Annotated in this window: 11 protein-coding genes; 2 read left to right on the forward strand and 9 right to left on the reverse strand. The window is 70.8% G+C overall.

Annotation, left to right across the window (positions count from 1 at the left end; all coding sequences use genetic code 11):
- Window positions 1-4: 4 nt before the first annotated feature.
- The 6 genes from OWR29_RS23660 to OWR29_RS23685 form a co-directional block, all read right to left on the reverse strand.
- Window positions 5-601, reverse strand: a complete 597-nt coding sequence (locus OWR29_RS23660) for a hypothetical protein (RefSeq protein WP_267565375.1) — start codon at window positions 599-601, stop codon at window positions 5-7.
- On the reverse strand, window positions 601-2,250 hold the full coding sequence (locus OWR29_RS23665) for a hypothetical protein (RefSeq protein WP_267565376.1): 1,650 nt from the start codon (window positions 2,248-2,250) through the stop codon (window positions 601-603). The genes OWR29_RS23660 and OWR29_RS23665 overlap by 1 nt, the downstream gene beginning before the upstream one ends.
- 61 nt (window positions 2,251-2,311) lie before the next feature.
- Window positions 2,312-2,674, reverse strand: coding sequence for a VOC family protein (locus OWR29_RS23670; protein ID WP_267565377.1), 363 nt, complete (start codon window positions 2,672-2,674; stop codon window positions 2,312-2,314).
- Between the two features lie 9 nt (window positions 2,675-2,683).
- Window positions 2,684-4,117: a flavin-containing monooxygenase gene (locus OWR29_RS23675; RefSeq protein WP_267565378.1), complete on the reverse strand. Its 1,434-nt coding sequence runs from the start codon at window positions 4,115-4,117 to the stop codon at window positions 2,684-2,686.
- Window positions 4,114-5,694: an AMP-dependent synthetase/ligase gene (locus OWR29_RS23680; RefSeq protein ID WP_267565379.1), complete on the reverse strand. Its 1,581-nt coding sequence runs from the start codon at window positions 5,692-5,694 to the stop codon at window positions 4,114-4,116. Before OWR29_RS23680 ends, OWR29_RS23675 begins: the two co-directional genes overlap by 4 nt.
- Before the next feature lie 69 nt (window positions 5,695-5,763).
- Window positions 5,764-6,522: an alpha/beta fold hydrolase gene (locus tag OWR29_RS23685; protein ID WP_267565380.1), complete on the reverse strand. Its 759-nt coding sequence runs from the start codon at window positions 6,520-6,522 to the stop codon at window positions 5,764-5,766.
- Window positions 6,523-6,574: 52 nt separating this feature from the next.
- On the opposite strand from OWR29_RS23685, the gene OWR29_RS23690 reads away from it, so the two are divergent.
- Window positions 6,575-8,215 (forward strand): GMC oxidoreductase, encoded by a 1,641-nt coding sequence (locus OWR29_RS23690; RefSeq protein WP_267565381.1) that lies wholly within the window; start codon window positions 6,575-6,577, stop codon window positions 8,213-8,215.
- Here OWR29_RS23690 and OWR29_RS23695 read toward each other — a convergent pair.
- Both OWR29_RS23695 and sigJ read right to left on the reverse strand, forming a co-directional pair.
- On the reverse strand, window positions 8,140-9,279 hold the full coding sequence (locus tag OWR29_RS23695) for an NAD(P)/FAD-dependent oxidoreductase (RefSeq protein ID WP_267565382.1): 1,140 nt from the start codon (window positions 9,277-9,279) through the stop codon (window positions 8,140-8,142). The genes OWR29_RS23690 and OWR29_RS23695 overlap by 76 nt on opposite strands.
- Window positions 9,280-9,343: 64 nt before the next feature.
- Window positions 9,344-10,276: an RNA polymerase sigma factor SigJ gene (gene sigJ, locus OWR29_RS23700; protein ID WP_267565383.1), complete on the reverse strand. Its 933-nt coding sequence runs from the start codon at window positions 10,274-10,276 to the stop codon at window positions 9,344-9,346.
- Between the two features lie 56 nt (window positions 10,277-10,332).
- On the opposite strand from sigJ, the gene OWR29_RS23705 reads away from it, so the two are divergent.
- Entirely contained in the window at window positions 10,333-11,466 is a 1,134-nt protein-coding gene (locus tag OWR29_RS23705; RefSeq protein ID WP_267565384.1) for a HEAT repeat domain-containing protein, read from the forward strand.
- Here OWR29_RS23705 and OWR29_RS23710 read toward each other — a convergent pair.
- Window positions 11,439-13,097, reverse strand: a complete 1,659-nt coding sequence (locus OWR29_RS23710) for an alpha-amylase family glycosyl hydrolase (RefSeq protein WP_267565385.1) — start codon at window positions 13,095-13,097, stop codon at window positions 11,439-11,441. The genes OWR29_RS23705 and OWR29_RS23710 overlap by 28 nt on opposite strands.
- Between the last annotated feature and the right edge of the window lie 17 nt (window positions 13,098-13,114).

Below are 13,114 nucleotides of genomic sequence, written 5' to 3' on the forward strand. Positions count from 1 at the left end.
AGACTCACTTGAGAGTGATGCGGAACCTCGAGCTTCCGGCCGGTCGGACCTTGATGATGTCGCCGTCGCCCTGATCGAGCAGACCAGCTCGCCGCAGCGAGTCGAGGAAGTCGGCGAACTCGAGCCGCGAGAGCTGCTCGCGAATCTCGGGTGACAGCGCCGCATACAGCTCGTCGGGGGTCTTGCCGTCGGCGATCTCGGCGTTGCCGGTCAGATCGGCGAGGATCTCTTGTTCGCTGGCCTTGAGCTGAACCCGGCGGATCTCGAACAACATCGGCAGGACCGCGGCCGCCACGGCCGCCGGCAGCTGCGCGGTGCCGAGCACCGCGAGGAGCCCACCCAGAAAGGCCGACGCCACCACGGTCTTCGTCGCCGCGCGGGTCAGATCGACCTCCCAGCCGCCGGGCCGGAACTCGAGCTCGGCGCCCGGTCGCCCACCCGGTGTCAGGCCCTCCTCGACCGACCGCAGGAACACCGAACGTCCTTGCCGGGCGGCGTAGGTGTCGGGCAGCAGTGACGTCCACAGTTCGTCGAGATCGTCGCGGGTCGCCCGCGTCGCCGCGGGATCAAGACGCGCGACGACGAAGTTCTCCAGGTCCATCAAACGTCCTTCGGGTAGGCGGCCAGGTCGAACGAGGTTTCCTCGGTGATCAAGTGGCTGATGGTCCGTCCGATCAAGTCGGCGCCGGCGGTGAGGATGCTCGGATCCTCCCTGGCCGTCCCGGCGTGCTGACGCAGGTAGCGCAGCAACACATCGCCGGTCACCGCCGAGCAGAGCAACAGGATGGGCAGATCGTTTGCGCCGACCCGGAACGCCAGGACATCGGCCGGCGAGCTGTCCTTGTCACGGATGCTCCCGATGGCGAACGAGAACGTGTCGTTCTCTTGTGCCCAGAGGTCGAACTGCTGGAACGGCGAAAGGTCGAAGAGCGCGGTCAACCTCGTGCGCGTCAGGGCCCGCGACCACCGTCGCCGCCACTCGTCGTCGCCGAAGCACCGCAGGGACACGTTCGTGAGCACCTTGACCTGGTCGGGCCGGCCGGCGGCCACCGTGGCCAGTTGGTCCGGCTCGCTGAACACCACCATGTCCAGTTCCCCGGCGGTGTCACCACTGCGGGCCGCCACGACCGGCCGTGCCCCCAGGCCGGCGAGCCAGGCCGCATCGGCATCCGCGAACCGGAACTGGTCGAGCATGCGGAAAGCCGGGCGCACGGCGCAGAAGACGTAGGTCTCGGTGGGTGACGCCGACAGCAGCCGCAGATGATCGGAACCACGCAGATCCTCTAGCCGGGCCAGCCGCACCGGCCGGGGAGCGTCGCGAACCACGAGGCGTTCACGCCGCCACATCTCGTAGGACTCCTCCTCGACCGTCCGCTCGTCGGTGGAAGGGAGGAGGAGCCCGGCCGTGTGGGGAGCGCGACGCTCCACCACGCCGATCACCTCGCCGATCAGATCCCGATGGCCGTCGTACGCCAGCGTGGGCGCCCGCGAACCGAGCAGGCCGGCCAGCCGGTGGTGCAGAACCTCGGAGCAGACCTGCCAGTCGGACGAGTAGACACCGTCGTACGTCTCCGGCCGTAGGGCCGGATCCTCCAGGGCAGCCCGCACCGCAGCCAGGCCGGCCGAATCGCCCAGAGCCGCTTCACAGTCGGCCCAGGCGCTGCGCCAGAAGTCCTCGTCGACCAGTCCGTGCAGCCGGCCGAAGCGGCTGTCGGGCCGATCGGCGGGCTCCACCCGTCGCCACGCGTCCGGCGCGAACTGCGCCCCGAGGAGCGTCTCGACGGCGTGCGACTGCATGCACACCCGCACCACCGCCTCCAGCATCAGCTCCTTGCGGCGGTCGTGGTCGGCCAGGTGTGGCACGAGGTCGGCCGCGTCCTGATACCAGCCCCGATAGTCGGGATAGCCCGCGAGGAGGGCGAGGTCGCCCGACCCGACCAGCCAGATGCTGCCGAAGGTGGCGAACGACTCGTGTGTCCCCCGACAGGCATCAACCAATTTGCGAAGTGCGGAAAGGTGGTCTTCCTCGGTATGCCGGCTGAGCACCGCGTACGCCGCGAGCGCCATCCCGTAGCCGGTCGTGTCGTTGAGGACGGAGTGCAGAGCCTCGTGAGCGGTGACGAGCCGGCCACCGGGCGAATCGGCGTCGGTACCACGCAGATTCGTCGACCAGGCGTCGAAGTTGTTGTACCCGCCCTCTCCCGCCTCGGCGGCGCCCGCGAGAAGCAGCTGGACCAAGTGGTCGGGCACCGTCACCTCCGGTAGCGCGCTTCCGCAAACCGTACTGAACGCCGGCCCCTCCGGCGAGCCGTCACCCGGTCGAGTGCGGGGGCTGGAGGACGCAGAACTCGTTGCCGTCGGGGTCAGCCAGGATGTGCCAGGTCCAGCCGTGCTCTTTGATGGGGTCGGTCGTTAGGCGGCGGGCGCCCAGGGACTCGACCCGGGCGGTTTCCGCTGCGAGGTCGGGCACTCGCAGGTCGAGGTGCATGCGGTTCTTGGTGGACTTGGGCTCGGGCACCCGTTGGAGCAGCAGTTCGAAGCCGTTGCCGTCGGGTGGTAGCAGCTGGCGGTACCGGCCCGACTCACTTGGTGAAGTCTCGTAGCCGAGCACGCCGCACCAGAAGGTTGCGGACCGGGGAAGGTCGGAGCAGTCGAGAACCACTACCAGTTCCATGACGGCACGCTACGACGAAGGCCCGTAGTCCGACGGGTTCAGGCGGGCGACGCGCCGACGGTATTCGGCGGCCATTCCCGGCCAGTTGGTGACGATGCGGCCGGCGGCGTTGCGGTACCAGCTTCGGCAGCTCGTCCAGACGCTTCGGGCCAGGCGTGCCTGGATCTCTTGGTCGAAGGCGGCCGCTACCGATCGGCGCACTTCCAGCACGCCGGCGCCCGCGGACAGGCGGCGCACGGCCTGGACGATGTAGGCGGCCTGGTGCTCCATGAAATAGAGCACCGACGTATTCCCCGTGTTGGTGTTCGGGCCGTACATCAGGAACAGGTTGGGGAAGCCGGGAACGGCGATTCCCAGATGCGCGTACGCGCCGGTCGCCCATTCCTTGGCCAGCGGACGGCCGTCGCGGCCGGTGACGGTGATGCCGGCCAGGAAGTCGGTGGCGGCGAAACCGGTGGCGTAGACGAGCAGGTCGCACTGGTGCACCACGCCGTCTGCCGTTCGTACGCCGGAAGGGGTTGTCTCGACGATTTTCTCGGTGATCAGGGAGACGTCGGGCCGGCTGAGTGCGGGCAGCCACCGATTGGTGAACAGCACGCGTTTGCAGCCCATCGGCTCGTCCGGCGTGACCTGCGCTCGCAAGGCGGCATCACGGACCTGCAGCCGGCGTTGAGCCCGCGAAACCGTACGCACGAAAGCACCCGCGACTCGGCCGCCCGTGAGGGCTCGGCCGGTCACGACGGTCATGGCCCACACGCCGGCTCGGGGCAGCCGCATCAGGGCCGGCACCCGGCCGTACGCGAAATGACGGCCCGCGCCGTAGCGGCGATCAGGCCGCGGGAGCGTCCACGGCGGCGTCCGCTGAAACACAGTGATATGCGCGGCCCGCCCGGCGATCGTCGGGACCAACTGAATGGCGCTCGCCCCGGTGCCGATCACGCCGATCCGAGCCCCGTCGATCGGCAGATCGTCCCGCCAGCGCGCGGTGTGCACAGCCGGCCCTTCGAAGGTGCCGGGAATGGGCGGCAGCACCGGATTGCCGAGCTGACCGACGGCGGGAACGAGCACGTCCGCCTCGAGAACGGAACCGTCGCGGATCGTCACGATCCAGCGCCCGCCGGTCCACTCGGCCGAGACGACATCCGCATTCACGCGCACTCGCGAGGACACGCCGAGCGCCGAGGCCGTCGACCGCAGATAGGCCAGGATCTCGTCGTGCGCCGGAAAGCGCCGGCTCCACGCCGGATTGGGCGCGAACGAATACGAATACAGCGGAGCCGGAACATCGCAGGCGCAGCCCGGATAGGTGTTGTCGCGCCACACGCCACCGATCGACGACGCCTTCTCGAGCAGCACGACGTCGTCGAAGCCGGCCTTGAGAAGGGCGGCCGCCGCCGCGATGCCGCCGAATCCGGCGCCGATGATGACGATCCGCGGGTTCACCGCGCGTACAGCTCTTCCACCTCGGCCGCGTACCGCTGCAGCACCGCGTGGCGGCGCACCTTCATCGTCGGGGTGACCAGCTCGCCGCCGGGCGGCCACTGGTCGGGCAGGATTTCGTACGCCTTGATCTGCTCCGGGCGCGACAGGGTGGCGTTGGCCTGGGCCACCCCGGCCGCCACGGTCTGCCCCACCACGGGGTCGAGCGGGTCGGGCGCGATCTCGGGGTCGACCACGATGAGGGCGGTCAGGTAGTCGCGGGCGTCGCCGATGATCACCGCATGGGCGATGAGCGGGCACGCCGTACGCAAAGCAAGCTCGACCCCCGCCGGGGCGACGTTCTTGCCGCCGTTGGTGATGATCAGCTCTTTCTTGCGGTCGATCAGCCGGAGGTAGCCGTCGTCGTCCCGGGTCGCGACGTCACCGGTGTGCAGCCAGCCGTCCTCGTCGACGACGGGGATGCCCTCGCGGTAGCGGCGCGCGACCATCGGCCCCCGCACCAGCAGTTCGCCGTCGTCGAGCAGCCGCGTCTCGAGCCCGGGCACCGGCAACCCGATCGTGCCCGACCGCACCTGCCCCGGCGGCACCAGCGTGCCCAGGCCCGACACCTCCGACATGCCCCAGCCCTCGACCAGCGGCACGCCGATCGCGTTGACGAACTCGATGATCGCGGGCGGCGTCGGGGCGGCGGCCGTGATGGCCAGGCGCACCTGATCGAGCCCGACCTGGGCCCGCAGCTGCGCGAACTGCTCGGCCGGCACCGGGTGACCCGAGCGGACCATCTGCACGCCCTGTTCGACACCCGGCACGCGTCGGAGGCCGGCCACGAGCCGTTGCCACACCTGCGGGACGCCGCCGAACAGGGTGGGCCGCACCTCGACCAGCGCGGCCAGGATCCGCCGGTGGTCGTCGAGGGTGGTCAGCTCGGTGCCGCACCACAGGTTCATGTAGTGCGAGCCCCAGCGGTCGGCGATGTGCGCGGCCGGCAGGAACGAGATGGCGCGGTCACCGGGCTGCACGCCGACGAGCGGGGCGGTGGCCTCGAGCATGGCGACCATGTGGGCGTGGGTGATCTCCACACCCTTGGGCCGGCCGGTCGTGCCCGAGGTGTAGACGAGCGTCAGCAGGTCGTTCGGCGCCACATTCGCGGTCTCTAAGTCAAAATCGGTTCCCGCCGGTACGGTGTCCGGCTCGTCGATGACGACGAGGTGCCGCAGCTTGCTGATCGCGAAGGCCGCCCGGAACTGCCGTTCGGTGACCGCCACCTCGGCCCCCGACGCGGCGACCAGGTATTCGACCTGTTCCGGCGACGACGAGTTGTAGCACGAGAACGGGACGGCGCCGAGGTGCTGGGCGGCGGTGTCGTAGAAGTGGAACTCGGGCCGATTGGTGAGCAGCAGGGCGACAGTGTCGCCTTTCCGGACGCCGGCAGCGGTCAGCGCTCCGGCCGCTGCCGCCACTTGAGCCGCATAAGCAGACCAGGTGTAGGAGGGGCCGCCACCGGCCACGCGGAGCGCGATCTCGGTGGGCCGGTCGGCGACCGTACGCCGGAAAGCTTCGACCATTGTGGAGTGGCTCATGGCAGACCGCCTTAGCCGTCGAGGATGTGCCCAGAAACTAGCAGCCTGTTGGCGGTGTGCCAATAGGCTTCAGCCCGCCTCCACCAGCAGTCGCGCGCACGTCGCCGGATCGTCGCTGAACGGCAGGTGACCGCAACCCTTGAGCCGTACGTGTCGAGCGTGTGGCAGCAGGCCCCGGGCGCGCCGGGCCTGGCGGTAGGGCAGCACCAGATCGCGCGTCCCCCACGCGATCGTCGTCGGCACGCCGCCCGCCCCGGCGAACCGCCACCGCCCCAACTCGCGGCGGGCGTCGGCGAACCCGGTCGCGGCGACCAGCGCCCGGGCATCGGCCACGGCGTCGTCGGCAGCCAGGTTCAGGGGGCGCGCATAGAAGATCCCGCACAGCGCGGCCCGCCCGGCTCGGGTCCGCAGCAAAGCGGGCAGAACCGGCCCGAGCAATGAGCCGCCACCACGCGCCGCGCTCACCGTTCCCTGGCACCACCGAGCCCCGAACGAACCGTAGAAACCGACCGGCGCGAAAGCCGTCACCGCCCGGGCCGAACCGCGCCGGCCCATTTCCAGGGCCACTCCCCCGCCCAGCGAACTGCCGCCCACCGCTGGCCGCACAATGCCGAGCGAGTCGAGCAATGCGGTGACGCAGTCGGCGTAATGCGGCACGTCGCCCCGCCCGCCGTCGACCGGTGACGTGCCGAAGCCCGGCAGGTCGACCGCGATGACGTCGAATTGCGCGGCGAGGGCAGGCAGAAGAGGCCTCCACACCTGCCACCGGCTGCCGATTCCGTGGATGAGGACGAGCGGACGGCCGGCGCCTTCGCGGTGATACTGCACGCCGCCCACTCTCCTTATTGACAGGCCGTCAACAACGGTGTCACCGTACGCCATGGCGTACGACTACGACGTCCTCGTCGTCGGATCGGGCTTCGGCGGAAGCGTCACCGCGCTGCGCCTGACCGAGAAGGGCTATCGGGTGGGCGTGCTCGAGGCCGGCCGCCGCTTCGCCGACGACGAGCTTCCGCGCACCTCGTGGCGGCTGCGGAGCTATCTGTTCGCGCCCGCGCTGCGCTGCTTCGGCATCCTGCGGCTGACCCTTCTCGACAATGTGCTGATCATGTCGGGCGCGGGCGTCGGCGGCGGATCGCTCGGCTACGCCAACACGCTCTACGAGCCGCCCGACCGGTTCTTCGACGACCCGCGGTGGTCAAAGGTGACCGACTGGAAGGCGGAATTGGCGCCGGCCTACGACCAGGCCAAGCGCATGCTCGGCGTGGCCGTCAATCCGCGCGAGAGCGCGTCCGATCGGGTGCTGCGCGAGGTGGCCACTCAGATGGGCGTGGAAAAGACTTTCCGTCGTACGCCGGTGGGTGTGCATTTCGGGCCGGCCCGACCCGATCCGTATTTCGGCGGCGCCGGACCGGCCCGCGAATCCTGCACCTTCTGCGGCTCCTGCATGACAGGCTGCCGGGTCGGCGCGAAGAACACCCTTGTGAAGAACTACCTGTATCTCGCTGAAAAGGCGGGCGCCACCGTTCACGCATTGACGACCGTCACCGACGTACACGCCCGAGCTGCCGGCGGGTTCACCGTGCGCACCCACCGCACCGGCGGCGTCGGCGGCCGCACGTTCACCGCCGGGCAGGTCGTGTTCGCTGCGGGCGCACTCGGCACCCAGCGCCTGCTGCACCGCCTGCGCGACCGCGGCCGCCTACCGAACTTGTCACCGCGACTGGGCGAGCTCAGCCGCACCAACTCGGAGTCGATCCTGGGTGCCCGCACCCGCCGCCGCGACACCGACTACAGCCGCGGCATCGCCATCACATCGTCCATCCACGTCGACGCCGACACGCACGTCGAGCCGGTGCGCTACGGCCGCGGCAGCAACCTGCTGGCGCTGCTGTCGACGGTCCTGATCGATGACACGGCCGGGCGGAACCGGCTGGCGGCCGGGCTGCGCGAGCTGATCCGCGACCGGCGGAACCTGCGGCTGCTGGCCTGGCCGCGGCACTGGTCGGAGCAGACCGTGGTGCTGCTGGCCATGCAGTCGCTGGACAACTCCATCACCGTGCACCGCAAGCGGGGCCGGCTGCGCACCCGCCAAGGTATCGGCGCGCCCAACCCCGACTGGGTGCCGGCCGCCCACGACGTCGCCCGGCGCGCGGCCGAACAGGTCGACGGCGTGCCGCTGGGCGCCATCACCGAGCTGGCCGGACGTCCGGTCACCGGTCATTTCCTGGGCGGCTGCGCGATCGGCACGACGCCCGACGAGGGTGTCATCGACCCCTACCACCGCGTCTTCGGCCATCCCGGCCTGCACGTCGTCGACGGCTCGGCGGTGGCCGCCAACCTGGGCGTGAACCCGTCGCTGACGATCACCGCGATGGCCGAGCGCGCCCTGTCGCTGTGGCCGAACGCGGGCGAGCCCGATCCGCGGCCACCGCTCGGTGCGCCCTACCGCCGGCTGCCGGCGGTTTCCCCCGTACGACCGGTCGTGCCGCCCGATGCATTCGGAGCACTACGGATCTGACGGCTCCGGCTCGGCAGCCGCATGGTCGGGTTCGAGACCGACCACGCCGCGCCGGAGCAGACCCGCTCCTTGATCCACGCCGCCCGCCGCCCGGTGATGACGGTCGACGTGGGCCGGTCGTCGGCCGTGGTGATCTGCAGGATGCCGTCGTTGCGGCCCAGGCTGATGCACTGCCCGTAGTAGCGCAGCGGGAAGTCGGTGGGCCGGCGCCCGGTCAGGCGCTCGGTGATCGCGTCGGCGGCGCGCCAGGCCATCGGAACCGCCGAGGCGCAGCACATCCGCATCGGGTCGCCGCCCGGGCCCTCGGCCGAGGCGGCATCCCCCACGGCGTACACCTCGGGGTGGGAAACCGACCGCATGGTGCGGTCGACGACGATGCGCCCCGCCTCGGACACCGTCAGCGCCGAGCCGGCCGCGATGGAGGTGGCGGTGAATCCCGTCGTCCAGACGGTCACCGCGGCGTCCTGCGGAGGTTCGGCAACCTCGGTGATGTTCAGGCGGCGCAGAGTCGCCTGCAGGTGGGTCTGCGCCTTGTCGCTGAGCCAGGTGCCGATGCCCTGCCGTGCCGTCACCTGTACGCGCAGGTCGGGGCGCGCCTCGGCGATCTCGGTCGAGGCCTCGATGGCGGTCAGGCCCCCGCCCACGACCAGCACGGTCTCACCCGCGCCGAGCTGAGCCAGCCGCTCCCGCAGGCGCAGGGCGGCGGGCCGGGTCGACACGTGATGCCGTCCCTCCTCGACGACGGTGCTGCTGCCCAAGGCAACAACCAAGGTGTCGTACGGGATCTCGCGCTCGCCCAGGACGACGGTCCTCCGGTCGGCGTCGATGCCCGACACCCAGGCCGGCACCAGCTCGACGTGAGTGCCCGCGAAGACGTCCCGCAGCGGGCGGTGCGGCAGGTCCTGCCCGGCCGCCAGCTGGTGCAGGCGGATCCGTTCGACGAAGTCGGGGTCGGCGTTGACCAGCTTGATCTCGGTGCCGCCGGGGTGCAGCCGCCGGGCCAGACGACCAGCGGCGTGCGCTCCGGCGTATCCGGCTCCGAGGACGACGATGCGGTGCTTCATGTCAGGACGCTCCTGTTCGTTCGGCGTACCTCCTGAACCGGACAGCGCCCGCTTTCCTGACAGGTCAGCCGATGACCTGGATCACATCGTCGTCGCGGGCCACCCAGCGCTCGGCCAGGCGCCCGAGCTTGGCCGGGTTGGCCTGGATGTGCAGGGCTGCGATGCCGTCGGCGGCCATGCTGATCGAGATGACCCCGAGAACGCGTACGCCGGTCGCGACCACCACGGCCGGGCCCTCGTTGACGATCGCCGTGTAGAAGGCGATCGGCACGTCACCGGTGAACCGCTGGATGGTGTCCGCGTTCAGGACGCCGCGCAGCACCCGCGCGATGGCCAGAGCACCGGCGATCGGCGTGCTGCGGGCCGGAACCTGGCCGCCGCCGTCGGCCACGCCGGTGGCGTCGTCGGTCAGCAGCCGCACGAGGGGCTCGACCTCGCCGCTGAGCGCCGCGGCCAGGAACTCCTCGACGATCTTGCGGGTGGCCGCGGCGTCGACCGCCATCTTCACGCGCTCGGTGGAGAGATGCTGCCGCGCCCGCCGCAGCAGCTGCTGGCTGTTGGCCTCGCTGATCTCCAGGATCTGGGCGATCTCGCCGTGCGGGTAGCCGAACGCCTCGCGCAGCACGTAGACGGCGCGCTCGGTCGCCGGCAGCCGTTCCATCAGCGCCAGCATCGCGATCGACACGGACTCGCGCTGCTCCACCGTCTCGGCCGGGCCGAGCATGCGGTCGCCGTCGAGCACCGGCTCGGGCAGCCACTGTCCCACGTAGCTCTCCCGCCGGTGGCGCGCCGAGCTCAGCTGGGTCAGGCAGACGTTGGTCACCGCCTTGGTGAGCCAGGCTTCCGGCGTACGGATGAATTGCCTGTCCGCCCCCTGCCACCGCAGGAACGTGTCCTGAACGGCGTCCTCGGCGTCCTGCGCGGACCCCAGCAACCGATAGGCGATCGCCTCCAGCCGCCCCCGCGACCGCTCGAACACGTCCTCCGCACCCGGCATCGTTCCACCCTGCCACGCCGCGCAAAATTGTCGTAGGTCCGCAGTAGGGTCTCGCCGTGCTCGAAAAGCTGGATGACGTGCCCTGGTCCACCCTTCACCACGCCTACGGCCCGGCCGCCGATGTGCCTGCTCAGCTGCGGGCGCTGGCGTCCGGCGACGCCGCTGCGCGCGAGGAATCACTGCGCATTCTGTTCCGCACCATCTTCCATCAAGGCACGCGGTACGAAGCGAGCGCGCCTGCCGTGCCGTTCCTTCTCGAGCTGCTGGCCGCGCCCGGCACGCTGTCGAAAGAGGAGCTGATCGAGCTGCTCGTCGCGCTGGCGATCGGCTACGACGAGTCTCATCTGCCCGGCGGCTTCCCGCTGGCAGAGCTGCGGGCCGCCGCCGTCGGCGGTGCCGAGCTGCTGCGCGACGGCGGCGGCAGCTGGGACCGTCTCAAGTCCCTGGACGAGTCCGACCAGAATCGACTGCAGGCGTACCTGGAGCTGAGCGCCTACGAGGCCGTCGCCGCCGCGGTCCCGTTGTTCGTGTCGCTGATGACGTCCGAAGACCCCGCGGTGCGCCGAATGGCGGCGTACGCCCTGGGCTGGTTCGCCCCGTCGTCGGCGCCCGTTCTCCAGGTGGCGCTCGGCGACGAGGACGCGTCGGTGGCGGCGACGGCAGCCCTCTCGCTGGGGTTGCTCGGGGTCGCTCCGCCGCTGACCGACGATCGTGCGATGGTGCGAGGCGCCGCCGCCATCGCGCAGGCGAAAGTGCACGGACGGGCGGCCTCGCGGGCCGTGGTCGACGAGTTGCTGCGCTGGGCGGGCCGCGAGGAGCAGACGGATCTGCCTTTCCTCGGTGGCGACCTGCCGGGTTACGCCGCCCGCTCGTTGCGGCTGGTGCTTCCCGACGACGACGAGCGGGCGCTCGACGTCCTGTTGGGTCGCCTGCCCATGGTGTCGGGTGTGGAGGCGCTGCCCGTGGTCGGCGAGGCGTTGCGACGTGTCTTCCCGGCCTCGGCTCCCGCGCCGTTCGACGACCTCACCGAGCGCCAGAAACGGGTGGTCCGGGCGCTGGCCGCGTCGCCCTCGTCCTGGCTCTTCCGGGAGAGGGCGTACGGCGAGTTCGCGTGGTTGCTCGGTAGTTACGGGCTGCCGCGGGACGCCGAGTCGATGCGGGCCTACGCCGGGACGGTGAAGATGCCGTAGCCGAAGCCGTCCACCCGCAGCTCGCCCGGCCGCACCTCCACGCCGGAGGCCCACACCGGGGCCTCGACGTCGAAGGCCAGCGTGGCCGGTTCGCGGCGCGGGTTGACCACGACGAGGTGGGTGCCGCCACGGACGTACGCCAAGGGGTAGCCCTCCGAGACGACCCGCGTCGACGCCCGCGTGCCGAGGGCCGGCGTGGCCTGCCGCAGCGCGATCAGCCGCCGCACGAAGTTGAGCGTCGACTCCGGATCGTCCTGCTGCGCGGCCACGGTCGGGCGGTCCGGCTCGGGGTCGATCGGCAGGTACAGCTTGGACGCCTCGGCGGTCGAGAAGCCGGCGTTCGGGCTGTCGTCCCACTGCATCGGGGTGCGGCAGCCGGCCCGGTTGTAGCCGGGGTCGCAGATCGAGCCCTCGACGTTGGGCAGCCCGGGCAGATACCGCATGCCGATCTCGTCGCCGTAGTACAGGCAGGGCACGCTGCCCCAGGTGAACAGGAAGATCAGGGCGGCGCCCAGTTGCTCGGGCTCGCGCGGTCCGCAGCGCAGCCGGTCGAAGTCGTGGTCGGCGGTGGCCAGGATGATCGACCGGTCGGGGTGGTCGGCGCGGGCCTCGGCCCAGGCGTCGAGGAAAGGCCGCGTGCTGCCCCGCCCCTCGGCGTCGAAGAACGCCTCGCGCGGCGCCTGGAACGGCAGCCGGCCCGCGTACTGGTTGTTGAACAGGCTGGCGTGCGCGTCCTTGATGACCAGGAAGAAGTCGGCGTCGAAGGCCAGCGGGCCGCCGACCCGCGGCTCGCCTCCTTCGGGGATCAGCACGGCGTCCGGGTGGTCCGCCTCCAGCCACTCCCTGATCTCCCGCCACAGTTCGACCGTCTCGGCGTACCCCCGGGTCAGTTCCTCGTCTTTGACCAGCGAGAACGCCATGTCGACGCGGAAGCCGGCGACGCCCAGGTCGAGCCAGTGGCCGATGATGTCCTTGAGCGCCTGCCGGTTCCGGCGCGGCCCCGGCCCGTCCACCGGATCCCGCCAGGGGCGCGCGATCCGCACGTCCTCCGGCCGGTCGGTCTCGTCCTGCAACGGCACTTCATCGGTCGCCGGCTCGGCGCGGTCGACCCAGCCGAAGTTCAGGGCGGGCTGCTCGTCGTAGAAGTTCTTGAGGTAGTAGCCCGGACGCGGGCCCGGCGAGGGCACCCAGGCCGGGGTGCCCGGCTGCTCGCGGGTCCACGTGCGCTCGGGCCGCTCCTCGGCCCAGATGTAGCGGTCGCCCTCCGGATCGGGCCCGTCGGCGTTCAGCTCTTTCTGGAACCAGGGGTGCTCGATCGACGTGTGCCCCGCGACCAGGTCGAGCAGGATGCGGATGCCGCGCTCGCGGGCCTTGACGACCAGCTCGGCCATGTCCTCGTTGGTGCCGTAGCGCGGCGCGATCGTCAGGTAGTCCGAGACGTCGTAGCCCGCGTCGACGAACGGCGAGGCGAAGCACGGGTTGAACCAGATGACGTTCACGCCGAGCGAGGCGATGTGGTCGAGCTTGTCGATGACGCCGCGCAGATCACCCACGCCGTCGCCGTTGGAGTCGGCGAACGACTGCGGGTAGATCTCGTACAGCACGGCGTCGGCCAGCCATTCGCGCCCCATGACGGCCATGCTGCCAG

Origin of the sequence: Paractinoplanes pyxinae, assembly GCF_026626335.1 — a bacterium.
GTDB lineage: Bacteria > Actinomycetota > Actinomycetes > Mycobacteriales > Micromonosporaceae > Actinoplanes > Actinoplanes pyxinae.

What these genes read in the sequence shown, in the direction of transcription:
- OWR29_RS23660 (WP_267565375.1), bottom strand. Translation starts at nt 601, where the DNA reads ATGGACCTGGAGAACTTCGTCGTCGCGCGTCTTGATCCCGCGGCGACG.
- OWR29_RS23670 (WP_267565377.1), bottom strand. Translation starts at nt 2,674, where the DNA reads ATGGAACTGGTAGTGGTTCTCGACTGCTCCGACCTTCCCCGGTCCGCA.
- OWR29_RS23680 (WP_267565379.1), bottom strand. Translation starts at nt 5,694, where the DNA reads ATGAGCCACTCCACAATGGTCGAAGCTTTCCGGCGTACGGTCGCCGAC.
- OWR29_RS23690 (WP_267565381.1), top strand. Translation starts at nt 6,575, where the DNA reads ATGGCGTACGACTACGACGTCCTCGTCGTCGGATCGGGCTTCGGCGGA.
- OWR29_RS23695 (WP_267565382.1), bottom strand. Translation starts at nt 9,279, where the DNA reads ATGAAGCACCGCATCGTCGTCCTCGGAGCCGGATACGCCGGAGCGCAC.
- sigJ (WP_267565383.1), bottom strand. Translation starts at nt 10,276, where the DNA reads ATGCCGGGTGCGGAGGACGTGTTCGAGCGGTCGCGGGGGCGGCTGGAG.
- OWR29_RS23710 (WP_267565385.1), bottom strand. Translation starts at nt 13,097, where the DNA reads ATGGGGCGCGAATGGCTGGCCGACGCCGTGCTGTACGAGATCTACCCG.